The 24,949-nt window shown below is 54.8% G+C and carries 21 protein-coding genes; 14 read left to right on the top strand and 7 right to left on the bottom strand.

What is annotated here, in order from left to right; genetic code table 11:
* Positions 1-25: 25 nt before the first annotated feature.
* From B7994_RS00715 to B7994_RS00700, 4 genes are all read right to left on the bottom strand, one after another.
* Positions 26-1,165: an acyltransferase gene (locus B7994_RS00715; protein ID WP_088636569.1), complete on the bottom strand. Its 1,140-nt coding sequence runs from the start codon at positions 1,163-1,165 to the stop codon at positions 26-28.
* Between the two features lie 72 nt (positions 1,166-1,237).
* Positions 1,238-3,121, bottom strand: a complete 1,884-nt coding sequence (locus B7994_RS00710; protein WP_088636568.1) for a cellulase family glycosylhydrolase — start codon at positions 3,119-3,121, stop codon at positions 1,238-1,240.
* Between the two features lie 174 nt (positions 3,122-3,295).
* The gene (locus B7994_RS00705) at positions 3,296-5,074 is read right to left on the bottom strand and encodes an endo-1,4-beta-xylanase (protein WP_088636567.1); all 1,779 of its coding nucleotides are present in this window, start codon (positions 5,072-5,074) and stop codon (positions 3,296-3,298) included.
* A gap of 203 nt (positions 5,075-5,277) precedes the next feature.
* On the bottom strand, positions 5,278-7,152 hold the full coding sequence (locus B7994_RS00700; protein WP_088636566.1) for an endo-1,4-beta-xylanase: 1,875 nt from the start codon (positions 7,150-7,152) through the stop codon (positions 5,278-5,280).
* Between the two features lie 370 nt (positions 7,153-7,522).
* Between B7994_RS00700 and B7994_RS00695 the strand changes: the two genes are divergently transcribed.
* The 3 genes from B7994_RS00695 (at position 7,523) to trpA (ending at position 11,381) form a co-directional block, all read left to right on the top strand.
* Entirely contained in the window at positions 7,523-9,040 is a 1,518-nt protein-coding gene (locus tag B7994_RS00695; protein WP_088636565.1) for a PHB depolymerase family esterase, read from the top strand.
* Positions 9,041-9,313: 273 nt separating this feature from the next.
* Positions 9,314-10,582, top strand: coding sequence for a tryptophan synthase subunit beta (gene trpB / locus B7994_RS00690; protein WP_088636564.1), 1,269 nt, complete (start codon positions 9,314-9,316; stop codon positions 10,580-10,582).
* A 46-nt stretch (positions 10,583-10,628) separates the two neighbouring features.
* Positions 10,629-11,381 carry a tryptophan synthase subunit alpha gene (trpA, locus tag B7994_RS00685; protein ID WP_088636563.1) on the top strand — a complete coding sequence of 251 codons (753 nt, stop codon included), beginning with the start codon at positions 10,629-10,631 and terminating at the stop codon, positions 11,379-11,381.
* Here trpA and B7994_RS00680 read toward each other — a convergent pair.
* Together B7994_RS00680 and B7994_RS00675 are read right to left on the bottom strand one after the other, a co-directional pair.
* Positions 11,359-12,321: a hypothetical protein gene (locus tag B7994_RS00680; protein WP_088636562.1), complete on the bottom strand. Its 963-nt coding sequence runs from the start codon at positions 12,319-12,321 to the stop codon at positions 11,359-11,361. The genes trpA and B7994_RS00680 overlap by 23 nt on opposite strands.
* A 57-nt stretch (positions 12,322-12,378) precedes the next feature.
* The gene (locus B7994_RS00675) at positions 12,379-13,344 is read right to left on the bottom strand and encodes a hypothetical protein (protein ID WP_144063690.1); all 966 of its coding nucleotides are present in this window, start codon (positions 13,342-13,344) and stop codon (positions 12,379-12,381) included.
* Between the two features lie 92 nt (positions 13,345-13,436).
* On the opposite strand from B7994_RS00675, the gene hisE reads away from it, so the two are divergent.
* From hisE to B7994_RS00620, 11 genes are read left to right on the top strand one after another with little or no spacing between them, the layout of a single operon-like run.
* The gene (gene hisE, locus B7994_RS00670) at positions 13,437-13,697 is read left to right on the top strand and encodes a phosphoribosyl-ATP diphosphatase (RefSeq protein WP_072812962.1); all 261 of its coding nucleotides are present in this window, start codon (positions 13,437-13,439) and stop codon (positions 13,695-13,697) included.
* Entirely contained in the window at positions 13,694-14,533 is an 840-nt protein-coding gene (hisG, locus tag B7994_RS00665; RefSeq protein WP_088636560.1) for an ATP phosphoribosyltransferase, read from the top strand. The genes hisE and hisG overlap by 4 nt, the downstream gene beginning before the upstream one ends.
* Position 14,534: 1 nt before the next feature.
* Entirely contained in the window at positions 14,535-15,770 is a 1,236-nt protein-coding gene (locus B7994_RS00660) for an EAL and HDOD domain-containing protein (protein WP_088636559.1), read from the top strand.
* Complete coding sequence (recR, locus tag B7994_RS00655) at positions 15,760-16,356, top strand: recombination mediator RecR (RefSeq protein ID WP_088636558.1); 597 nt, start codon at positions 15,760-15,762, stop codon at positions 16,354-16,356. The genes B7994_RS00660 and recR overlap by 11 nt, the downstream gene beginning before the upstream one ends.
* Positions 16,353-17,003: a ribosome biogenesis GTP-binding protein YihA/YsxC gene (gene yihA / locus B7994_RS00650; RefSeq protein WP_088636557.1), complete on the top strand. Its 651-nt coding sequence runs from the start codon at positions 16,353-16,355 to the stop codon at positions 17,001-17,003. The genes recR and yihA overlap by 4 nt, the downstream gene beginning before the upstream one ends.
* A complete protein-coding gene (locus B7994_RS00645) occupies positions 16,981-17,853 on the top strand; it encodes an ABC transporter permease (RefSeq protein WP_088636556.1) in 873 nt (290 codons plus the stop codon). The genes yihA and B7994_RS00645 overlap by 23 nt, the downstream gene beginning before the upstream one ends.
* Entirely contained in the window at positions 17,853-18,668 is an 816-nt protein-coding gene (locus tag B7994_RS00640) for an ABC transporter ATP-binding protein (protein WP_088636555.1), read from the top strand. Before B7994_RS00645 ends, B7994_RS00640 begins: the two co-directional genes overlap by 1 nt.
* Before the next feature lie 5 nt (positions 18,669-18,673).
* Positions 18,674-19,675 (top strand): dihydroorotase, encoded by a 1,002-nt coding sequence (gene pyrC / locus B7994_RS00635; protein WP_088636554.1) that lies wholly within the window; start codon positions 18,674-18,676, stop codon positions 19,673-19,675.
* A 50-nt stretch (positions 19,676-19,725) separates the two neighbouring features.
* On the top strand, positions 19,726-20,511 hold the full coding sequence (locus B7994_RS00630) for a 1-acyl-sn-glycerol-3-phosphate acyltransferase (protein ID WP_233142910.1): 786 nt from the start codon (positions 19,726-19,728) through the stop codon (positions 20,509-20,511).
* Position 20,512: 1 nt separating this feature from the next.
* Positions 20,513-22,855 carry a ribonuclease R family protein gene (locus tag B7994_RS00625; protein WP_088636553.1) on the top strand — a complete coding sequence of 781 codons (2,343 nt, stop codon included), beginning with the start codon at positions 20,513-20,515 and terminating at the stop codon, positions 22,853-22,855.
* Positions 22,856-22,858: 3 nt separating this feature from the next.
* Complete coding sequence (locus tag B7994_RS00620; protein ID WP_144063689.1) at positions 22,859-23,800, top strand: hypothetical protein; 942 nt, start codon at positions 22,859-22,861, stop codon at positions 23,798-23,800.
* 158 nt (positions 23,801-23,958) lie between these two features.
* Here the strand turns inward: B7994_RS00620 and B7994_RS00615 are convergent, their stop codons facing one another.
* Positions 23,959-24,924 (bottom strand): hypothetical protein, encoded by a 966-nt coding sequence (locus B7994_RS00615; protein ID WP_144063688.1) that lies wholly within the window; start codon positions 24,922-24,924, stop codon positions 23,959-23,961.
* Positions 24,925-24,949 lie beyond the last annotated feature (25 nt).

Raw genomic sequence — 24,949 nt, 5'->3', positions numbered from 1 at the left:
CACGACAGGCCGCATTTATATACCGTCAATGGGCCTTTTTGCGCTTGCGGCGCCAGGTCTTGAATTCCATGTAGAGTGTGCTCACCGTATACACGAACAACATGAACAGGAGCGTATTTTTGGGGGTATTCAGGTTGCAGATTCCCCACGCAATAGAGATAAGCGGAAGGTGTATAAGGTACGGGTAGAAGCTCGCCCGGCCGACCTTGCGTACAAAGCCTATACAGAAGAACCGGGCCATGAACCCCTTGCCCGAAAGGAGCGAAAGTACGAAAAGCCCGTAAATAAATACGGCGATACTGTGATGTATAAAGTAGTTTACACCCGGATTGTAGGCCGGGGACATGAGGAACAGGCTCCCGTAAAGGGTGGCCAGGAGCAGGGCCTGCGCAATCCCGCTCACGTAGTCCTTCTTGAGGAAATCGAAACAGCCTTCGGCGTACAGGCGGTAGATGACCATGCCGAAGATGTACTCGAACACACGTACCGGCGCGAACATGTGGAAGAACCTGTATTTTTCGGCATAACCGGCGAACCAGAGGTCGCCCGTAAGCCCGAAGGTCACCGCCCAGAGGATTCCAGGGACGAACACGGCCCCGAACAAAATCCAGAGCGTACGGCGGCTGCGCCTGAACAGCCAGCGGCTAAACCACGGCGTAATCGCATAGCACAGGAAGAAACTCGTCAAGGACCAGCTGGGTTCGTTCAGCTTCATGCCCAGATCGGGCACAATGGACCACGTGAGTGTGAGGTGCAAGAGCAGGCTCCGCCAGGGGTGAACCATCGCAGAGAGGCCCTTCGAGGCGCAGTCGCCGATTTCACTGAAAGCAGGCAAGTGCGTATAGCCGCTGAACTTGAACACGAGCACCACGAACATCAAAAGCGTCATGAAGAAGTGCAGGCGGTAGAGCTTAGCTATGCGGGCGAACATGAACGGGATTACCGGAATGCGGCGTTCCGGATCGCTGAACTTGCTTGCAAAAAGGAACCCCGCAAACACGTAGAAAATGCCGGCCGCAAAGGCGGGCGCCGATACGATGGGCATGAGCCACTTGTAGTCCGCCATGTAGGCGAGCGCATTCGAACTGCCCAGGTGGAGCATCACGATATTGATGCTCGCAAGGAGCCGCAGCCCATCGATTGCGGGGAAATAACTTGCCTTCATACCCCAAATGTAGAAAAAAAGCCCCCGAAGCCAGACTTCGGGGCGCTTAAGGTGTATGGATAACAGTTCTTACTAGCGGACAACGCGGACGTTCTGCATTGCGCCGGTAAAGCGGTTGCGCAGGTAGTACACGCCGGACGCCTTCACCATGCTGGAAGCGCGGAGCATGTCGGCAGCAGCGTTAAACCCGTAGGCGCTCATCAGGCCGAGGCGTACGCCGTTCTGGTCGAATACATAGTAATCCTGGAGCTTGCCCGCGTCAAACTTGACATTTGCAATGGAAATCGTGCCCGGGTCATCGTCACCGACAATCGGTTCGGGATCGGTTGCGTCCTTGCCCTTCACGAAGGTGAAGTAGTCCACGTCGAACCAGGCGCCGGTCACGTCCATACGCAGGACATGCTTGCCTTCCGGGAGAGTCACGTTAGCTTTGACCTTGTTGTAGTCATCGTAGTTCTCTTCGCCTTCCTTGGCGGCGGGGACAGATATCTTTTCGGTAAGAGCCTTACCATCGAGGGAAAGCTGGAAGCTGGAGGTAGAACCCGCGGCAGCCACGGCGGCAAACATCGTGTAGTCGCCCGCTTCCTTCACGTTCACGGTCCATTCGAGCCAGTCGCCTTCGCTGTTGTAGCCCACAATCACGCCGGTCGCCTTCTTGTAGAGGTCGACGCCGGTATCCTTGCGGTAGTCGCTATCGCCGTGGTTTTCGGAATCGTCGCTATAGGACTGGTTGCTCGTGCCGTCTTCGTTGACGCCCTTGCCCGGGATATCGAAATCTTCGGCTTCGACCTTACCCGGAATATCAATCGGCTGGCCCTTGAACGGGAGCTGCGGTTCAGGTTCAACCGGCGTGAAGGTCACATCGTTCTGGCCCTTGTTGAGGTTTTGCGCGAAATAGTCTTCGAGCCAGTTCATGGAAGCGCGCTTGCGGCCATCCTTTTCGATGAGGCCGGTGTTTGCCACCCAGGTAGAGCCGTTGATATAGCCCCAAATGGTAATGCCTGCAACCCACGGAGTTTCCCACATGAAGGGAACCTGGTTTGCATAGTCATTTTTCTGCTTGGTATCGTCGGCTTCGCCGATATCGTATTCCGAAACGAGGAGCGGAAGGCCCGTCTCGTTATGGATTCGAGTCATCTTGCTTTCGAAATCAGACTTGCTCATGCCCTTGCAGTCGTGAGCCTGCTGGCCGTAAGCATCGACCGGAGCGCCGTTCTTGACAATGGTCTGGATGAGTTCGATACCTTCGTTGATCTGCCAGGAAAGCGTGTTGTAGTCGTTGTAAATAAGCACTGCCTTCGGCCAGCGTTCGCGGGCCATCTTGAAGGCGTTCGTGATAAAGTCGTACTGGTGTTTGCCATTCACCACACGGTCGCCACCGAGGGCCTCGATAATGTAGGAGCCGCCGCATTCGGTATCGTCGGTGCTGTGGCCTTCGGCACCTGCAGCGGGCTTGCCGTAACCGGAGTGGTAGTTGTCACCGGCCCAAATGGCCTCGTTCACCACGTCGATGTATTCAAGGTCCGGGAACTTGGCCGCGACGGCATCAAACCATTCGGTGATGTACTGCTTCGTGAGCTCTACGGTAATGCCCGGATTCTTCTTCTTGCAGAGGAAGTTCGGGTACTGGGAACCCCAAACGAGAGCGTGGAACTTGAAATGGCGTTCACCCGGTTTTTCCTTGGCCCACTTGTAGGCGCTTTCGCACTTGTCGAAGTTGTCCCAGGCGAACTTGCTTGTACCGCTGTTGCCGTTGGAAAGGGAATGGATGGAACCCCACTTACAGCCGTTTTCGGGAGTAATCTGGTTCCAATATTGAGCAAAGTCGCTACGGATCTGGCCGCCCGTAGTAATATTGCCCAGGAATTTAGCGCCACCATCGGCGAGAGCGGCATTTGCCATGGTGGCAAAGCCTGCAATGGCGGCGACAGCAAGAGAAAGAGAAATCTTTTTCATAACCAACATCCTTTTTTTGTTTCACCTATACCCCAAAATTACCTTGAAAAACGCCAAATATTGGATGTAGGAACGGTGTTTCTATGGATAGATTATCCATGAGGCTAAAAAAAAGAGCCCCGAAACTCTCGTTTCGGGACCCGTCTCTAAAGGATGAACTTTACTGGTCGATGATTAGCGGACCACGCGCACGCTCTGCATTTTGCCAGTCTTGACGTTGCGCAGGTAGTAGATACCGGATGCCTTCACGTCGCCGGAGTTCCGGAGGATTTCCTTGGCGGCATCGAAACCATAGGCAGAGAGCACACCCATGTGCACACCGTTCTGGTCGAACACGTGGTAATCCTGACGGACATTGTTGTCGAGCATGAGGTTCTGCTGCACGAACTGCGGTTCGTCACCATCAGCAGAAATCTGGAACCAGTCGACGTCGATATAGCCCTTGGCAATTTCCATAGTGAGGATCTGTTCGCCCTTTTCAAGCGTAATCGAACCGGAAACTTCATCAAAAGAAGTCCAGGAAGAACCAGTGTATTTCAACGAATCAGATACGACCTTGTCACCGACCTTGAATACCACAGCTCCCTCACCATCTGCAGCAACTGCGGCCTTTATTTTAAACGTGCCAGCAGAAGCAGGGTTAATGGTATACTGGAAGTAGTTTCCTGTAGGGTTGCAACCGAGAACAAGACCGCCATTCTTTTCACCAATTTTTACAGATGTTCCCTTTCTATATTCCGTATTCCAGGTATCATCACAATCGCCAGATACAGAATATGAATTATTGCCCTTACCCTTTCCCGGGATATCAAAGTCTTCAGCTTCAATCTTGCCCGACAAATCAAACGCCTGACCCTTGAACGGCTTCTGCGGTTCAGGTTCAACCTGAGTGAGTTCACCCGTCGGAAGGCCTGTCGTATTGACGCCCTTGTTGCTCTTCAGGTATTCCTTGAGCCATGTCATGGCCGCACGGTCCTTGTTGTCCTTGATGATACCCGATGTACCGTCGTTCCACGTTGCACCGTAGATATAGCCCCAAATGGTAATACCCGCAATATTCTCGTTCTCCATGAAGTAGGAGATCTGTTCGGAGTAGCACTTCTTCTGGACGTTATCATCGCTTGTGAAAATATCGTATTCAGAGATGAACAGCGGAATCTGGGTCTTGTTCCAGATTTCTTCGATGGTGCTCTTGAGCGTGGAGATGTTCAAACAGGAGCCGCCACCGCCGGTACCGCCCTGGCCACCGCCCTGGCTCATCATGTCGTGAGCCTGCAGGCCGTAGGCATCCACCGGAGTACCAGCCTTCTTCAACTTCTGAATGAGGTCGATACCTTCGTTCTTCTGCCACTGAACCGTGTTATAGTCGTTATAAATGAGGATTGCATCCGGCCAACGTTCACGGGCCATCTTGAATGCCGTTTGCACGAATTCGTAATTGCCGTTATCGCCACCGAGGGCTGCAATAATATTGTTGCCACCCTGCGGGCCGTAATTGGAATGGTACTTACCACCCGACTTGATGGCTTCGTTCACCACGTCGATCATTTCGAGATCGGGGTAATGTTCCTTGACAGCATCCATCCAAGCGGTAATCGCCTTCTTGGTTTCGTCGGCACTGAGATTGTTCAACCAGTTCGGGTATTGGGAACCCCAAACCAGGGCGTGGAACTTGAAGTGACCACCGTTGTTCTTTGCCCAGTTAAAGGCAGCATCGCAACCGCTCCAGTTGTAACGGCCGCGGGTTCCTTCAATAGAAGCCCACTTACATTCGTTTTCGGCAGTAATCTGGTTCCACAATTCGGTAAAGTCACTACGGACCTGACCACGTGTCGTAATGTTACCGACAAACTTGGCAGCTCCATCAGCCAAGCCGGGACCAGCGAAAGAAAGGGTCGAAGCAGCGAGTGCGACGGCCAAGGTTTTAGTAGCAGTAGAGAATAGATTTTTCATATCCACATCCTTTTTTTGGCCGACACTTCCAATAACGGCCTAATATGGAATTTATTCTCCACAAGGCTTTATGGATCGCCCTCCGCAAAATGATTCGTAGACAAATTGTCCACGCGCCGCACCACCTAGGTGTGACGAAAATCACAGAATTGCGCCCCGAAACGGTTTTTCGGGGCCTTAAGGCATATGGATATCAGTTATTGCTAGCGAACGACTCGCACACTCTGCATTTCACCGGTCCAGCGGTTACGCAGGTAGTACACGCCGGAACTCTTGACCGCACTGGAGCTCTTGAGGATCTCCGCAGCGGCTTCGAATCCGTAAGCGCTCAGAATACCCATGCGCATACCCATCGGGTCAATGACATAGTAGTCCTGGACACGGTCGACGTTCATGTGCTGGTCGAGAGCGATTGCACTAGGCGGTTCATCCGGTTCGTCAATCGGTTCGGGGTCGGTAGCGTCCTTGCCCTTCACGAAGGTGAAGTAGTCCACGTCAAACCAGGAGCCGGTTACCGTCATGCGGAGGATATGCTTGCCTGCAGTGAGGGAAACGTTGGCAGAAACCTTGTTGTAGTCGTCGTAGTTCTCCTCGCCCTGCTTGGCAGCCGGAACGCTGATGACATCGGTAAGGGCCTTGCCATCGAGAGAAAGCTGGAAGCTGGAGGTAGAACCGGCAGCAGCCACGGCAGCGAACATGGTGTAGTCGCCCGCTTCCTTCACGTTGACCGTGTATTCGAGCCAGTCGCCTTCGCTGTTGTAGCCCACGATGATGCCGGTAGCCTTCTTGTAGAGGTCGACACCCGTCGTGTCCTTGCGGTAATCCTTCACGTCGCCGTGGTTTTCGACATCGCCTTCGCTGTAAGAGACGTTGCTTACACCATCAGTTTCGCCGACTCCGGAAATATCGAAGTCTTCGGCCTCGATCTTGCCCGGAATCTCGAAGGCAGAGCCCTTGAACATCTTGCGCGGCACAGGTTCGACCGGAGTGAGCACGCCAGTCTTGAGGCCGGTAGTGTTCACGCCCTTGTTGGAAGCCAGATATTCCTTCATCCATGTGAGAGCCGGACGATCCTGACCATTCCTGACAAGACCCGAGCAACCGTTCGCCTTACCATTACAGTTAAGCCAGGTCTGACCGTAGATCCATCCCCAAATGGTGATACCGGCAACATGGGGGTCTTCCATCCAGTACTTGACCTGTTCCTGATAGCACTGCTTCTGGATGCCATCGTCAGTAGACGGAACATCATATTCAGAGATGAGAACCGGGAAATTATTGGTTTCCTTATGGATCTTCTGCATGGTAGAAACGAAATTATTGTAATTCATGCAGACGCCGCCGCCGCCAGTACCGCCAGCCTGGCCACCGTCACTCATCAAGTCGTGAGCCTGGAGGCCGTAAGCATCAACGGGAGCGCCATTCTTTCGAATGGTGTTGATCAGGTTGATGCCCTGGTCCACATGCCACTGGATGGTGTTATAGTCGTTATAAATGAGGATAGCCTTTGGCCAACGTTCGCGAGCCATCTTGAAAGCGGTCGTCAAGAAGGCGTAATCGCCGTTGTTATCGCCACCCAGTGCAGGAATAATCTTGGTTCTGGTATAACCAGAATGATACTGATTGTTGCCAGTACGGATAGCCTCGTTGGCCACGTCAATCATCTCGATATCGGGGTAATGTTGCTTGACGGCGTCGAACCAGTCGGTAATCGCCTTCTTGGTATCTTCAACGCTCAGGCTTTCGAGCCAGCCAGGATACTGGCCGCCCCAAAGAAGGGCGTGGAACTTGAAGTGACCGCCATTGTTCTTTGCCCAGTTGTAGGCCGCGTCGCAACCGGCCCAGTTGTAGCGACCGCGAGTACCTTCGATGGAACCCCACTTACAACCGTTTTCGGCGGTAGCCTGGTTCCACAGCTTGGTAAATTGGTCATTTGGACCAGGAGAAGTGTTAGACTGAGTAATGTTGCCAATGAACTTTGCTGCACCATCGGCAATGCCGGGCCCCGCAAAGGAGAAAGAAGACGCTGCAAGAGCGACTGCAGCAACTTTCGTTGCCGTCGAAAGAATGTTTTTCATAACCGCATCCCTTGTGTGTTATGGTCGGCACACCAATACCGGCCTAATCTAAAGATATCTCCTCAGGTTACAAAAAACTCACACCGGCACGCCCATTCCATTGACGTTTTATCCACAATCAAAAGTTTACAGTGAGATTCGAAAAAAGTTCTTGTTTTTGAATAAAAAAACGCATTTTCAAAAAAAAACGGGATTTTTCACCCCAGCAAACGCGAGCGCTTTTAGGAATGGGCTTTTTTCGCATAATTTGCCATTACCAAAATGTAAATAACAAAATGTTTACAAACAAAACAGCACCGCGCAGAAAGATGCAATGGTTAAATTTGTTTATGGTGTGTAAGGAATGAATGGGTAAAAAAAGGAGCAAAAAATGAAATTTCCCAAACTTATGGGCATTGCTAGTGGTATAGCATTGTCTAGCAGCATGGCTTTTGCCTGGAGCATCAGTGGCGTGGTTCAGACCCAGATGGGGCAGCCTCTCCCCGGTGTAAAAATAACTTCCTTCAACTTCGCGGGCGTCGAAGCCACCACTAGCGATGGCGGTACGTTTACCATCAGCGGTGGCGAAGGCTCAGATGCAATCCCCGGAGCAAAGGTTGCAAACATGGCTATCCATATGGATGGCAACACTCTCACCATCTACAATGCAGACGCAAACTCCCTCAAGGTATCCGTGATTGACGCCCTGGGCAAGGTCCTTGTACAGAATAATCTCGGACATGTTCAGGGAATCGTCTCTCTCGACCTGGGCAAGCTCGCCCGCGGTGCCAAGTTTGTCCGCATCAACGCCGATAGCGACAGGGCTACCTACATGGTAACCAGCAAGGGCGTCTCCTCCCTCAAGAAGGAAGGCGACCCGCTGCCGTTCCTGCAGTTCTCCAAAGACGGCTACAAGAATGCCACCTACCAGGCAAAGGCCGAAGTAGAAACCGATGTCCAGATCGTCATGGAAGCCGGCACGACTCCGCCGACCAGTTCCAGTTCGATCCAGCCGCCCCAGAGTTCTTCTGTCGTAGCTTCGTCTTCGAGCGAAGTCAAGTCTTCCAGCAGCGCAGGCAGCGACGAACCTATCGTAGTCGATTGCTCCGGCAAGACTGCACAGTCCGGCAAAGACGAGACGGTAAGATTGACTGTCAAAGGCAGTTCAGGCCAACGCTCATTTATCATGCATGTGCCGAGCACCTACAAGGGCGATAAGGCCGTACCGCTGCTTATTGACTATCACCCGATTGGTGGCAGCAGCGATGGACAGATGAGAGATACGAAGTACAAAGCACTCACCGACAAGGAAGGCGTCATCTCGCTCTACCCGCAAGGCACCACCAAAACGATGGGCCCGGGTTGGAACGTCGGTCCTTGCTGCTCCAACGACGATGACCTCGAGTTCACTCGCGAAATGATCAAGTATGTCAGGGAAAAAGCCTGCATCGATCCGCAGCGTATCTACGCAGCAGGTTTCTCCATGGGTGGCGGTATGAGCAACCACGTGGCCTGCATGATGTCCGATGTCTTCGCCGCAGTAGCACCCGCAGCCATGGACTTGAACAGGACCAACAGCGCCCAGTGCACGAAGGCGCGCCCGATTGCTGTCATCAACTTCCGCGGCACAGCAGACCCGGTCTGCAAATACCAAGGTGGAGACAGTGGCTACAACGACGGTTTGAACTTCCTCGGCGCCGAAGGCACCTTCAGGTATTGGGCAGAAGCGAACGGCTGTCAAGGCTCTCCGTCCAAGAACAAAGACGGTTGTGACGAATACTCCAACTGCATGGACGGCGTGAAAGTCGTGCTCTGCACCAAGCAGGGCGGTGGCCACGAACAGGGCGATGGCAATATCGGCTGGCCGTTCCTGAAGCAGTTCACTCTGCCCGCCAGCTTCGTGAAGTAATATTAGTAGTACCTCCTCGTTTTAAAAGCCCTGCACACAACGTGCAGGGCTTTTTGGTGTTTTTCGGGCCCACCCCTTGCCAAACAGCCGGCGACTTCCTATATTGAGGCCCATGATGATGAATACAGCAATCCGTTTCAACCGTTGGTGGTGGGGCTCTAGAACATAGAGTCCGGTTTCGCCGTTTTCATCAAGAGATTTGTAAAAGGCTTTCGGACTCCCGAAGGCCTTTAATTTTTTCCTGAGAATTTAAACCTAAACCCAAAACCTACTATGATTACTTCTAATAACGGTTTCTTTGACAAGTTCGGCGGCAAGTACGTTGCCGAAATCATCCGCCGCCCTCTCGACGACCTCGAAGCGGCATTCAACAAGTACATCCACGATCCGGAATTCATCGAAGAGCTCCGCATCATCCAGCGCGACTATATTGGCCGCGAGACTCCGCTGTACTTCGCCCCGACGGCGACCGAACTCCTGGGCGGCGCTCAGATCTACATCAAGCTGGAAGGCCTCGCCAACACGGGCGCCCACAAGATCAACAACGCCATCGGCCAGTGTTTGCTCGCCAAGAAGATGGGCAAGACCCGCATTATCGCGGAGACGGGTGCCGGCCAGCACGGGCTCGCCACCGCCGCCGCCTGCGCCAAACTCGGGCTCGAATGCGTCGTGTACATGGGCGAAGTCGATGTCCGTCGTCAGCAGCCGAACGTGGCCACCATGGAAATGTACGGCGCGAAGGTCGTGCCGGTTACGAGCGGAAGCCGTACACTCAAGGATGCCGTGAACGAGGCCATGCGCGACTGGGCCACGAATTTCAAGAACACGCATTACGTGTTGGGTTCCGCGCTCGGCCCTGCCCCGTTCCCGGATATCGTACGCACCTTCCAGTCCATCATCGGCGAAGAGGTCAAGCGCCAGGCGGCAGAACGCCACATCGACATTGCAGCAATCGTTGCCTGCGTGGGTGGCGGTAGCAATTCCATCGGCGTGTTCACTCCGTTTATCGAAGACAAGAACGTGCGCCTGATCGGTGCAGAAGCCGGTGGCATTGGCCCGAACATGGGCGAGAACGCTTCCCGCATGACGGGTAACGCGAGCCGAGAAGGAATTGTGCAGGGGTACAAGAGCCGTTTCCTCATCGATGAAGACGGCCAGTCGCTGCCGACCCGCTCGATTTCTGCCGGCCTCGACTACATGGGTATCGGCCCGCAGCTCGCCGCCCTCGGTGAATCGGGGCGCGTGGAATTCACGAGCATTCTTGACAAGGAAGCGCTCGAGGCCGTGAAGTTCTTCGCCCGCAACGAAGGCATCCTCTTTGCGCTCGAAAGCGCGCATGCCGGAGCCGCCGCCATGAAGATCGCGAAGGAACTCCCGAAGGACAAGGCGCTCGTCATCAACATGAGCGGCCGCGGTGACAAGGACATCTTTATCACGAGTCCGGTGTTCCGCCCCGAAAAGTGGAAGGAATTCCTGAAGGCGGAACTCAAGCGCCTCGAAAACAACGAAGACATCCACGACGCGGAGATAATGAACAAATAAAAGGAGATGCCCGCCTTCGCGGGCATGACAAAACGGGATTATAACTATGAACTTAATGTCTCATCTCATTGCCGGGTTCCCGGACGCAGAAACATCCATTGCCATTGCCGACGCCCTCGTGAAGGGTGGCGCCAACATCCTTGAAATCCAGCTCGCCTTCAGCGACCCGAGCGCCGACGGTCCCGCCATCCAGACGGCATCTACTGTCGCTCTCGAGAAGGGTTTCTCTACCAAGCAGGGTCTCGAAGTCGTGAAGAAGATTCACGAACGCCACCCCGAGACGCCCATCTACATCATGACCTACGGCTCGCTTGCCTTTACTCCGGGCATCGAGAACTTCGTCAAGATGTGCAAGGACGCGGGTGTTTCTGCCTGCATCATTCCGGACCTGCCGTTCGATTGCGACGAAGGCCTTACCGAAGCCTGCAAGAAGCATGGTCTCGAAAACATCCCAGTCGCCGCTCCGTCCATGACGAAGGAACGCCTCGAAACGATGGCTTCTGCAGGGTTCAAGTACATCTATGCTGCGCTCCGTGCAGGCACGACCGGCAGCGAAACGACGATTGACCAGGCGACGCTCGACTTTATCGACACCGTCGGTAAAGGGGGTGCGAAAGTGCTCGGCGGCTTCGGTATCCGTAACGGCGAACAGTCCAAGGTGCTCAGCAAGCATGTGTACGCCGTCGTAGCGGGTTCCGTGTTCGTGAACATCGTCCTCGGTAACGAGGACTCCGCCGAAGGTCGCAAGAAAGCGATTGCCGAAATCGAAGCGAAGGCTAGGGAGTTGACAGGCGCTTAACGAACGCCTCGATGACTTGCGGGTTAGCGGGTTCCCAGAATCCGCCCCTCGCAAAGTCCATGTCCTGCTGGACTTTTTCGAACCGGCTGAGGTCTTTCCTTACGGCATTGAGCTTTACGATTGCCACGGTATCGCGGAATAACGTGACCGTCAGATGCGGAATGCACAGGCAGTTTCCACTGTAGGATTCCCGCTTGGATTCCCGCAACAGCGAAAGAAGTTCACCAATCTGACTGGAATCGAGTTCTGCATACAGAGCCGATTCCTTTTTCATTTCGTATTTTTTCCCTTCTTTCTGGGCCTTCAAAAACGTAGTGAGTTCGCTATGCGGTACAAAGCCCGGCTTGTAAACCGTCACGCGGTTCACGCCCTTCAGCATATCGACAAGAGGCATTCCGAGTGCCGTATCGGATTCAAGAATCATTCCATTTAGGGCATCCGACCCTGCAGTCGCATTCGCATTTCCGTCAGCACATTCCCTGTAATAAACCCACTGGCTCCGGAAAAAAGCATTGATTTTCTTCATCACGGCAGGATCTTGCGGTTGCCATACGCCGACATCATTCCCGACATAGCCAATCTTTTCGGCAACGCGCAATTCTGCCATAGACAAAGTATCACGAAAGAGCTGTACTCGCAAGCCCGTTGTACATTCCGTCTTGAAAGTATCCTGCAGGGATTCCGTCGCATCGACAAAGCGGAGCATCTGCACAAAGTTCCGATAGGCACGCCCGCTCACCACCTTGCCATCAGCACGGTCGCCAAGGCCCTCGGGGGTCACGAGCATCATGTTCGCGCTATCCAGGGTTTCCAAAAGCGGCAACGTCTCGTGCGGGGTAATATTCCCGATTCCACGACAGCAGAATGCCGCAATACAACCCGCCACGACAATACATGCGGCGCCTGCACCACAAATTATTTTCTTGTTTTTCCAAAACATGCCGTAAATATAATTTGTTTTGCCAGCAGAAGAAACCGCGAATCCGGTAATTTTACTTTAATCTTCCAGCGGTAAACTGATGCGGTCAAAGAAAGCCTTGAGCGCAGGTGCGTCAGCACTTTCCCATATACCGCTCGCTCCGGGCCCCAACACAAGATCGTGTTTTTCCAGGCGTCCGTAATCCGACCCGATGACATGTAGTCTAAACGCCTCCACGGAATCGCGGTAGAACGTAACTGACGCCCTCGGGATGCACAGACACCCTCCGGTAAAGGATTCCCTCTTGGGAGTGCGCAATAGAGAAAGGAGTTCCTGCAGCTGGCTGGAATCGAGTTCAACATTTCCGCGTTTCTGCAATTCGGTGTCCACAACGTCTATCTTCTTTTTGTTCTTCTTGTGTGTAACGAACTTCGGCGAGACGATTCTCGTAAAACTGACGACCGCACGTTCTGAATTCTTCAGCAACTCGTAAAGAGGCTTCCCGATAGTCGTATCACGTTCAAGAATTATTCCGTTCAGCACATAGTCGGGATATTCCGACACTTCGGCAGACCCTATGGCGCAGGGTCTGAAGTTTATGCCCTGATTCCGCAGGAACGTGTTCACCTTCCCCATCGTCACGAGCTTCTCGGGTTCCCATACTCCGATATCGTCCCCGACATAGCCAATCTTTTCGGCAACGCGCAGTTCCGCTACAGACAAAGTATCGTGAAAGAGTTGCACGCGAACGCCCGTTGCACATTCCGTGTGGAAGGTATCCAGCAGGGATTCCCTTGCGTCGGCAAGGCGCAGCATCTGCACGAAGTTCTGATAGGCGCGACCGCTCACCACCTTGCCTTTCGCATGTTTCCCGAGGCCCTCGGGGGTCACAAGCATCATGTTCGCGCTGTCCAGGGCAGTGAAAAAAGGCAGAGTCTCGTGCCGTCTTTCGCCGGCGGAATCGTCCGAACACCCAGCAAGCACCAATGCCATACAGGCCACAACCGCAATACAGACAATTTTCTTTTTGTTTCTCTTCTGCACGTTCAAAATATAACTTGATTTTTGGCCCGTGCGGCCTTCGCGCCACTTCTAAAAAACTATCTTTTACCGCGTAAAAACAAAAGAGGTCTATCATGACGTTTGAAGAAATGTACGCCCTGGCATGCCAGCGCAAGAAGGAAATGCCCGAAGGCAAGGGAACCACGGAACTCTTCAAGAAGGGTCCGCACGCCATCGGCAAGAAACTTGTGGAAGAAGCCGCCGAAAGCTGGCAGGCCGCACGCTTCGAAAGCCGCGACGCCCAGTGCCTCGAACTTTCGCAGGTGCTCTACTACGTGGCCGTGATGATGGCCGAAAAGGGTCTCACTCTCGAAGAGGTGTACGCTAAACTATGATCAAGGTAGCTCTCCCGAACAAGGGCATGCTTTTCGAACCCACGCAGGAGCTCCTCAAGGCCTGCGGCTACAAGGCATCCAAGCCCTACAAGACACTGACTCAGCTCGATACCAAGAATGGCATCGAATTCTTCTTCCTCCGCCCGAGCGACATCCCGATGTACGTGGGCCGCGGCATCATCGATGCAGGCATCACCGGCATCGACTTCAACGCCGAAGCGAAGAGTCCCGCAGTGAAGGTCCTGGACCTCCCCTTCGGCGCCTCCAAGATGTGCGCCGCCGTCCCGAACGACAGCCCGGTGCAGTCGCTCGACGAACTCAAGGACAAGACCATCGCCACCAGCTTCCCGAACATCGTGGAAGGCTTCTACAAGAAGCCGATGGATTTTGTGGTGCTCGAAGGCGCCGTCGAGATCTCCGTGAGCCTCGGTGTAGCCGACGCCATCGTCGACGTGGTGGAAACCGGCACGACCCTCAAGCAGGCCGGGCTGCGCATCGTGGGCGACCCGCTCTTCCGCAGCAACGCCGCCCTGTTCTGCAACCCGCAGAAGACGGAACTCGAAGAAGTCAACACGCTCATCCGCCGCATCGAAGGCAAGCTCGTGGCCCAGTCGTACATGATGATCGAGTACGACTGCCCGGCAGAACTGCTCCAGAAGGCATGCGAACTCACGCCCGGGCTCGACGCCCCGACGGTGACCAAGTTGCACGGCCGCGAGTGGTACTCCGTGAAGGCAATGGTCCCGCAAGAAGAGGCGAACGCCATCATGGACAAGCTCTGGGATGCCGGCGCCCGCAGTATCCTGCTATTCGGAATCAAGAGCGCACGAATCTAACATGCATTCTCTTGCCTACCTAGCACGCCAGCCCATCCTCGACCGCGATGGGAAGATTTTCGCCTACGAACTTCTGTTCCGCGACTCGCCCACGAGCGATACCGCAGTTATCGCGAGCGATATGCTTGCGACCGCGCAAGTCCTCGAGAACGTGCTCAACAACATCGGGCTCCCGAAGCTCATCGGCGACCACAAGGCGTTCGTGAACTGCAGTCGCGATATGCTGCTCGACAACCTCTTTGGACTTTTAAACCCGCGCTGCTTTGTGCTCGAGGTCCTCGAAGATGTCGAGGTGGACGACACCCTCGTGAAGGCCGTCGCTCACTACCATGCCCGCGGGTTCGAAATCGCGCTCGACGACTTCATCTTCAACGATGAATTCCTCAAGCGCTGCGCCCCGCTCTATCCGTTCATCTCGTACGTGAAGATGGACCTGGTGGAAAACAGCGACGAGGACATGGCAAACGCAGCCGCATTCTTCAAGGCGAAGAACATCAAGATTCTCGCCGAGAAGGTAGAGACGAAGGCGTGTTTCAAGAAGTGCCTTGCAAACGGCTACGACTACTTCCAGGGATTCTTCTTCGCAAAGCCCGAACTCGTGACCGGCAAGAAGATTGACGCGACCTCCGCGGCAATTCTCCGCATATTGCTCCTGCTCCGCACGCACCCGAGCCTCGACGAACTGTGCGACTGCCTCTCCAAATACGGCGATGTGGCAGCCAACCTGCTACGTTTCGTGAACTCCGACGCGCAGTTCAGAAGTCAAAGCATCGCAAACGTACGCGACGCCATCGTGTGGATCGGCATGCGTAACATCCAGGAATGGCTGATGCTCATGCTGTACGCCCGCCCCGAGATGGGCATGACGCCGCAGAGTTCGCCCCTGTTCCAGAACGCAAGCCACCGCGCGAAGTTCCTCGAGATACTTGCCCGCGTGGTGAGCGGCACCGACAACGACCTGCCCGCGAAGGCTTTCATGGTCGGGCTTATCAGCCGTATGGACGCACTCGTGGGAGCCCCGCTCGAAAACATCCTTACCGAATCGACCGCCGACGATGATATCCGCGAGGCTCTGCTCCAGCGCTCAGGCCGCCTAGGTAAGCTGCTCCAACTCGCCGATGCCGTGGAACAGGACGACCAGCCCAAAATCCTTGGGCTCCTCAAGGAACTGAATATTTCTTCCACCTTGTTGAACCGTTGTGTGAACGACGCGTATACGTGGGCCCATGAGCACTGAACCCGAAAGCCTTGAGGCGCTCATCGCCGAATTCACAAGTCTGCCAGGGATTGGCCACAAGACCGCCCGCAGGCTCGCCTATCACGTGCTGACACGACCCAAGGCCGACGTGGAACGCTTCGCCGGGAACCTCATAAACGCAATCGAGAAAGTGCACCCCTGCCCCAGGTGCCATGCCTATACAGACCTCGACGAATGTTCCATCTGTACCTCGCGCTCCGGAGCAAAATCCCTGTGCGTCGTCGAGAAGAGTTCCGACACGATGCCGTTCGAACGCTCGGGTATTTTCAAGGGGCTGTACTTCGTGCTCGGCGGCGTGATATCGCCACTAGACGGAATCGGTCCGGAACAACTTCACCTACCTCAACTCGTGCAGCGCGTAAAGGACGAGGGCATCGAAGAACTGGTACTCGCCCTCGGGTCAAGCCCTGAAGCCGACAGCACCGCCCTGATGATAGACCGCATGCTTGAAGGAGTGAACGTGAAGCGCACGCGCCTTGCCCGCGGAATCCCGATGGGCAGCGACCTCGAGTTTATCGACGAAGTCACCATGCTCCGCGCCTTCGAAGGGAGGGTGAACCTATGACACAGCACCAGGCTCCCGTCAAGTTCGGCGACTTCACCGTATCCTCCGCAGAATTTGTGAAGGCTGCGGTAAACATCAAGGGACTTCCCGAAGAACGTTTACCCCAGGTGGCGTTCCTCGGACGCTCCAATGTGGGCAAATCTTCGCTCATGAATGCCCTCATGGGGCAGAAAAAACTGGTAAAAGTCAGTTCGACCCCCGGAAAAACGCGCGAAATTAATTTTTTTAGAGTCAACAGGCAATTTTTTCTTGTAGATTTACCAGGTGTAGGCTTTGCCAAGGTAAGCAATTCCAAACGCGACGAAATGGCCGACTTCATCCGCAACTACGTGGAAAAGTGCCAGGACTTGCGAGGACTCGTCTACCTGGTGGACATACGCCACGGAGGCACCGCGATCGACATCGAGACCGTGGAAAGCATCCGTGCAACGGGTTGCCCCGTGCTGGTCATCGCCAGCAAGCGGGACAAGGTGAACCAGTCCGAACTGGCGAAGAACCTGAAGCTCATTCAGGAACGCCTTTCGCTGCCCACCAAGCCCCTGTGCGTAAGTGCCATCAAGAAGTTCGGGCTGGAAGCCCTCTGGCAAGAGATACTGAGTGCAGTGAACGGGACGAACAAGGTAGATGGAAGTACAGGCGAGCAATAAGAAGCTGACCTTCATCGGTCAGAAGTTCCATGCCCTGGGCATGTTCCTGCTCCGTAGAAAGGCGGGGCAAGAAGTCGCTTTGTTTCTCCGGGCCGTAGCCTCTATCTTCTCCCAGAACAGAAGTTTCAAGACAGACTCGAAGAATGTCATCCTCCAAACGTTCTTCACCGGCGTGGAGATATTCCCTATCCTCTTCGTCGTCGCGACCCTTTTCGGTACAGTCGTCATCATCGAAGTCATCACCCTCATGGGAAAGGTCGGCTTCTCGGACGTGGTCGGCGGGCTCATGGTGGTGGTCATCATCCGCGAACTCGGGCCAATCCTCACCGCATTCCTCATCGCGGGCCGCAGCGGTTCGTCGCTGACGACATACACCGGCGGCATGGTCATCAATTCCGAAGTCGACGCACTTGCGACAATGGGCGTGGACCCCGTGCGCTACCTTGTAATGCCCGGCCTTATCGGCGGATCGATTGCGACGTTCATCATGACGATTATCTTCAGTTCGAGCGCTATCGGGGTAGGCTTCCTGATGACAAAGGTCGCGATCGCGCTTACCGGCAACGCAATAAACCTCCAGCTTACGTGGGATTACCTTTCTACCGAAATTTTGAAAGCCATGACTTTCACGGACTTCATTTTCATCATCGTAAAGCCCCTCGTGTTCGGCTGCATTATCACCACGAACGCCTGCTACCAGGCGATGAACATTCCGCGTGATATCCGCCAGGTCCCGAAGGCTACCGGCAAGTCCGTAATTCAGTCGTTCTTCTACATCGTTTGTGCCGACGTGTTCCTTTCCCTGTTCTATTTCCTCGATTACTTCAACGAAATTTCGAAGATTATCTAATGCTAGACGAAGCGCTCAGACTTGAAGGACTGCACCTTTCCTACCAAGGATTGGTCGGTACGGCATTCTCCAAGCCGAGAGCTCTTGGATTCTTCGACCAGTCCAACAAGAACGGCGAGCAGGAACTTATATCCGGAGCAAACCTTACCCTAAGAAAAGGCGAAACCCTCTGTATCGGAGGCGCTTCCGGACAAGGCAAGAGCGCCCTGCTGCGCGTGATTGCCGGACTTGCGAGGCCCACAGCCGGAAAGATCTACGTGTTCGGCGAATATATCCCGCCCGAAAGGCTGACCGCGCTCGAAATCGCCAAGCGTCAGGTAGGTCTCGTGTTCCAGAACGGGGCACTGATCTCGAACCTGAGAGTACGTGACAACATTGCGCTTCCGCTGCGCTACCACAAGATGGGTTCGACAACGGAAATCGAGGACAAGGTTCGAATGGCCATGGACCTCATGCGCGTTCGCGACTACGCCGACCTGTTCCCGCACATGCTGAGCGTCGGCATGCAGAAGCGTGTCGCCATCGCCCGCAGCTGGGCGATGGGCCCGCAACTATTGCTGATGGACGAACCGACCGCAGGACTTGATAACTACAACCGCCGTAACCTGCTGCCGCTGATCGACAACATGCGTACGCTGTTCAAGACTTCCATCATTATCGTGACACACGACCTGATGGTAGCAAAGGAACTCGGTTGCAAGATTACGTTCCTTACACACAAGACGCTTACAGAGCCGCAGTATTTCGACGACTGGCTGAACGGCGATACCGCCATTTCAAAAGAACTGTTCCGCGACCTGCGAACTAGTGGTTAGTTTTTATGTTTCTCCCCTTACCCGACGACTTTCATGCACACCTGCGCCAGGGCGACCTGATGCCCGGCTACGTGCGCGATCTGGTGGGCCAGTTTGGCCGCGCCATCATTATGCCGAATACCGTACCCGCGATGACGAGCGCAAAGGCGATAAGCGAGTACAAGAAACAAATTCTGGATGCCGCGAAGGACGTGCGACCCGACTTTGTTCCGCTTATGACTTTCAAGCTGAATCCGAACTACACGGAACAGGACCTGAAGGACATGATGGCGGAAGGAGTGGTCGCCGGAAAGTACTACCCCGCGGGCGTTACCACGAACAGTGCCGACGGCATCAGCGATTTCGAAGCCGTATTCCCGGTAGTCGCGATGATGGAGAAACTCGGCCTTGTGCTGTGCGTGCACGGCGAGGAACCGGGCGAGTTCTGCCTAGACCGCGAGCCCGCATTCATCAAGCGTGTAGAGACACTTGCCGCAAAGTTCCCGAAACTGAAAATAGTCTTTGAGCACCTGAGTTCTGCAAAATCCGTAGTAGCCGTCAAGAGGCTCCCCGCCAACGTGGCAGCAACCTTTACGGTACACCACCTGATGATGACACTCGATGACATCGTCGGGGACGCCCTCAGGCCGCACCATTTCTGCAAGCCGCTACCGAAGCGGCCTGAAGACCGTGCCGCCATCCGCGAGGCCGCCTTCAGCGGCAACCCGAAGTTCTTCCTCGGCACGGACTCCGCCCCGCACCAGCAGGGCAAAAAGGAATGCCCGTGCGGGGCGGCGGGCGTCTACAGCGCTCCGGTCGCCATCCCGCTCCTGGTGCAGGAATTCGAACGTGCCGGCCACCTCGACAAGCTCGCCAATTTCATCGGCGGCTTCGGTGCAGACTTCTACGGAATCCCGCGGCCCACGAAGCAGATCGAGGTCGTGAAGGAATCGTGGACCGTGCCCACGCTCGTAAACGGCGTGGTGCCCCTCGCCGCCGGACAGACGCTCGAGTGGAAAGTAAAATAAGCCCCTAACAGCGGATTTACTTGTCCCTCTCGGGGCAAAAAATATACATTATGGAGGTAATTATCAGCCTCCAGGTGTTTATGGGTTTTATTCGCGCCATTCTTTACTACATCGTCGTTTTTACCGGGATGATTATTCTCGGCACACCGTACATCATCTACAAGAGCATCACCGGACGCAAGTACGAAATCACGAACGTCTGCAGTTTCTACTTCACGCACGTCATCTTCAAGCTGTTCGGCGTAAAGATCCAGGTCGAAGGCACGGAGAACATTCCCAAGGACCGCGGCTTCATCATCGTCGCCAACCATATCAGTTTCCTCGACATCAACGTCATCTGGCCCGCCATCGGCAACACCGCCTTCATCGCGAAGGCAGCCCTCTGGAAGGCACCCGTCTTCGGCTGGGTGCTCAACAGCATCGGCTGCATTCCCGTGCACAAGAATCCGCGCATGAACGCCGGCATGGGCAAGCTCGTGAGGAAACGCCTCGACGACAAGTACAATATCGCCGTATTCCCCGAGGGCCACCGCAGCGAAGACGGGCACATGGTCAAGTTCCAGAACGGAATTTTCCGCATGGCAAAGGACAACAAGCTGCCGCTCCTGCCCATAACGATTATCGGCACGGGCGACTGTCTCCCGAAAGTCAAGTGGGCGATGAACCCTGGCGTGGTACGCATCATCGTGCACCCGCTGCAGACTCCCGAAAGTTTCGAGAATACTCCCATGAACGACTTGCGCGATACGATGCACGATTTGATCGAATCCGCGCTCCCCTACAAGAAAGAAGAATTAGCCCAGGCGCAAGCCGCAAACGGCACAAAGGAGGCCTAGAATGGCTCAGCATTTACCTAGCGAAGAACAGATTATTGCAATTTTACGCGACGAACCGATGGTCGGAAGCCAGCTGCGCGGAGCACTCGGGCTCCCCAAGAAGCAGAAGATGGCGTTCAAGCAGATGCTCGCCGACATGGTGGAGCGCGGGCTCCTGAAGCGCACTAGCCACAAGGAATACCAGCTCGGTGACGGGGAAAGCCTCGACGAAAAGCGAGAGAAGCGCTTCAAGAAGATTGCAGAACAGTACCCCGAAGACAACCGCCGCCCAGGAGCACGCAGCCGCAGGCAGAACGACAAGGAAAACGAGACCCGCGTCAAACGCGGCATTCTGCACCAGATTGGCGACGAGCAGTGGGAAGTTCACGAAATCGACACCGGTAAGGTGTACGAGATGTGCCACCGCAGGCAGGCTCCAGGCAAGGAAGGCGAGAAGATCAACTTCACACTGTACCCGCACCCGAAACTCAAGCACAGCTACCTCGCAAAGGTCGACCGCAGCGCCGAAGCGATGAACGTGAGCTGGGACGAGGTCAAGGCGAAGTTCATGGAAGAAAGCAACCTGCCCAAGGACTTCTCCCCCGCTATCAAGAAATTCGTGGAAGGTATCAAGGAACCTTCTGCCAAAGATTTCAAGGGCCGCGTCGATTACCGCAAACTCGACGTGCTCTGCATTGACCCCGATGGCGCCATGGACCACGACGACGCCATCAGCGTGGAACGCACCGAGAACGGTTACAGGCTCGGCGTGCATATCGCCGACGTGAGCTACTACGTACCCGAAGGTTCCGAACTCGACGAAGAAGCACTCGAACGCAGCTACACGCAGTACCTGCCGTGGACGGCGGTGCCCATGCTCCCCGAAAAGCTTTCGAGCGGTGTGTGCAGTTTGCACCAGGGCGTGGACCGCTGCGCTTTCACCTGCATGATGGAACTTGACAAGAATGCAAACGTTCTCAGTTGGGATTTCCACCGCAGTATCGTAAATGTATCGAAGGGCATCACCTACCGCGAGGCAGTAAAGCTCATGGAAGCCGGCGACGACTCCATCAAGGCGCTCGCCGAAGTGACCGCCATGCTCAAGAAAAACCGCACCAAGGAAGGCCTGCTCGAATTCAAGAGCACCGAATACGGCTGTAAGTTCAATGAGGCAGGTGAACCCGAAAAAATCGTACCGCGCGAAACCGACGAAAGCAACTCGTGGGTCGAGGAATGTATGCTCATTGCGAACAACTGCTGTGCGAAGGAACTTTCCAAACGCAAGTTGCAGGGCATCTACCGTATCCACGAAGCGCCCGATACCAAGGACATCATGGAACTGTACTACATGTACCCCGACCTGTTCAAGGATGCTCCTGTGATGTTGCGTGACCTGGGCAAGCCGCGCAGTGGCGACACCAACCTGAACCCGGTCGCCTTCAAGCTGTACCAGCACCTGGTGAAGCGCGCCGGCGATGACGAAACACTCATGAACCGTATCCTCCGCAGCATGCAGAAGGCTCACTACGACAGCAACAGCTTCGGGCACTTCGCGCTGAACTGGCAGGACTACAGCCACTTCACATCGCCTATCCGCCGTTATGCCGACCTCTGGTGCCACCGCGAACTTGCGCGCAAGGGCAAGGAAATTACCGCCGAGCGCAAGAACAGCGTCATTGAAGTTTGTGACCTGATTTCGGCAAACGAAATCAAGAACATGAAGGTGGAACGCATCTCCATCAAGGTGTGCAGCTGCTGGATTCTGAAGAGCCGTATCGGCGACGACTTCGAAGCTAGCGTCACAGGCATCGAGGAATGGGGCATCTACGTCTCCATCGCCGACCCGATTGCAGAAGGCCTGGTGCGTTTCCGCGACATCGCGGGCGACGACTTCTACGTATTCAATCCGGACCAGGGACTCGCTTTCGGGAAACGCAGCGGGCGCACCTTCCGGCGTGGCGACAAGGTACTGGTGCGCCTGCTCCGCGTAGACCCCCTACGCGGCCAGGCCGACTTCAGCATCATCGAAAAGCTCAGCAGCGAGCCCAAGAAGCGCCGCCGCCAGGGGGAACGCGACGTGAATGAACGCGCAGACCGCGCCGCCGCTGCAGAAGCACTCGGTTACCTGAGCCAGCCCGACGATATCGACGAGCGCGATGACTTCGGCGATTCTCCGGAATACGAATCCTCCCGCAGTTTCAAGGCCAACAACCGCGCCGCACGCCGTGCAAGCAAGCAGCGCGCCGGCAAACAACGCGGCAGGCAGGAAGACGACTTCCTCGGGCAAAAAGGTGGTCGCAAGGGCAAGCAGAGAGCACGCAAGACCGATGCACGCGGAGGCCGCGGCAAGGGCGGCCGGCGGTAATACATGCCTAGCTACAAGAAAATCGCGCTCTATGCCAGTTACCAGACCGGGAAAGACCTTCCCGGCTACGTGCGGTTTGCACTCAGGCACTTGGCGGCGACAGATTTTCACGTGGTACTCCTGACAAACGACCGCGAACTTTCCGAAGAGACCTACAAGTTCATCGCCGACAACGATATCGAACTGTTCCTCACACAGAACCACGGTTTCGATTTCGGCATGTGGCACCGTTACCTCAAGCTCAAGGTAAACAATCCCACCGCAGGAGTCGCGCAGGAATCCATGGGCAACCTGGACAGACTGCTCGTGCTGAACGATTCCATCGTCTACTTCCAGAACAACTTCGAGAAGTTCTTTGCCGAAGCGGAAAAGAGTACGGCAGACGTCGTCTCGCTCACCAGCAGCAACGAGATCTACCCGCACCTGCAATCATTTTTCCTCTACATGAAGCAGCCCGCACTCGGAGCGTTCTTCATGCACCTCTTCGAGACTCCCGAACAGGAGGACTTCCTGAGTACCGTACGCCACATGGAAGTGGGGCTCAGCGAAAAGTTCGTGGAAGCCGAAGTCCGCATGGAAGCGCTCTACCCCACCGATGGCAAGGCGCTGTTCTCCGCAAGGGAACTTATCGAGCAGGGAGCAGGATTCATCAAACGGAAACTCCTGCAGCGCCGATTCAATTTCGACGAGAAGGTGTACTTTATCCGCATGGGCGCCAAGGACGCGCTCAACACCGACTATGCGGCAATTGTCAAGCAGGCAGGGCTCGCCCACGATTTCAAGGAAGAGTGGCTCCCGACTGCGGTAGACTCCCCGCTGCGGCACAAGGCTGACCTTCTGTGGGAAGGCGCTTTCGACAAGGTCGGCTGGCCGTTACTGCGCACAGCCATCAAGACCAAGTACAAGCTGCTCGGCAAGCCCCTCGAAGGCGACGAGTACAAGTAACCCGTCACTTTAGATTCTAATCCTGAGACGTCGAGGCGAGAGCGAGCGCCTACCGGAGTAATTTAATCCCCGAGTGAAGCGCGAGCGGTCTCCGTGAGCCACAAGCGGCATAGCGTAAGCATGCCGTGGTGGCGAGAGCTCGTGAGATGCCGGAGGTTCTACTCCCCAGACGTCAAACGAGCGGTCTTAAACAAAGTGGTTACCTGGATGGAATCTTTCTCCTCCTGTCCCCCCTCATAATGAGTATATTCCAGAGTCCAGGTAACCGTAGTATCTGCTTCTAGCGTGTTATCTCTTTCAATTTGGTAATAATGTTTTTGGGGGCCCCACTTCTCCGGCCATTTCACATCCGAAATTATCTTGTCTTTGACGATGACACCGATTTGTACCTGTTCCCGGACCGTCAGCGGAAACCCGTGAAAATGCAATTCCGAATTGATTTCAAGGTGGTTCTTGCCTCCCAGCAGAGAATCGCTCACATCCAGGGTATCGAAGAAGTCCCGTAACTCGGTAGAATCGAACGGGAATTCGCCCGGTTCATAGACGCGCTCTGGCGGGATATAGTCGGTCATGCGGCTTTCGCCGTAATTGATAAACGTCGTATCGTGTTTGAAGCTGTACGAATCCTTGTAGAACGTATCCTTGACAACCGTATCCGTAATTGTGACATGGCAATGGACAGTATCTATAACCATAATCTCGTATTCCATAGGGTCATAAGAAATCAATGGACCTTCTATGGGAATCAGGATAGGGTCAGTCGAAGAATATCGACACGAAAAATCATTCTCCCCGACATCACACTTCAATTGTGACGAATATTTGGTCACCGTATCGATTGCGCCGGCCGTATCCCTGTACACGAACGATGTATAGGAACTCCCCTCTTTTTCAATCACCCTTTCCGCCGTATCGCGGAAGATAGTGACCGTATCGTGATGATAAATTACCTCCCTATCCCCACAATATTCCGGCTTATCGCCAGACACCTGCGGTCCAGTCTTTTCGCCGGTTTCGCCTTGCGGCCCGGTCGGCGAAGTCTCTTCTTGCGAGCATGCCACCATGAAAGTGGCCAAAAAAGCCGCCAGCACCAGTAGCGGCACCCTAACACCCAAACGTCTCATTTTTTTCTCCTTTTTTCCCATTTTT

The sequence above is a fragment of the Fibrobacter sp. UWR2 genome (assembly GCF_002210285.1).
GTDB lineage: Bacteria > Fibrobacterota > Fibrobacteria > Fibrobacterales > Fibrobacteraceae > Fibrobacter.
Note: the sequence above shows the minus strand (reverse complement) of the source record. Positions and strands in the feature narration are given on the sequence as shown.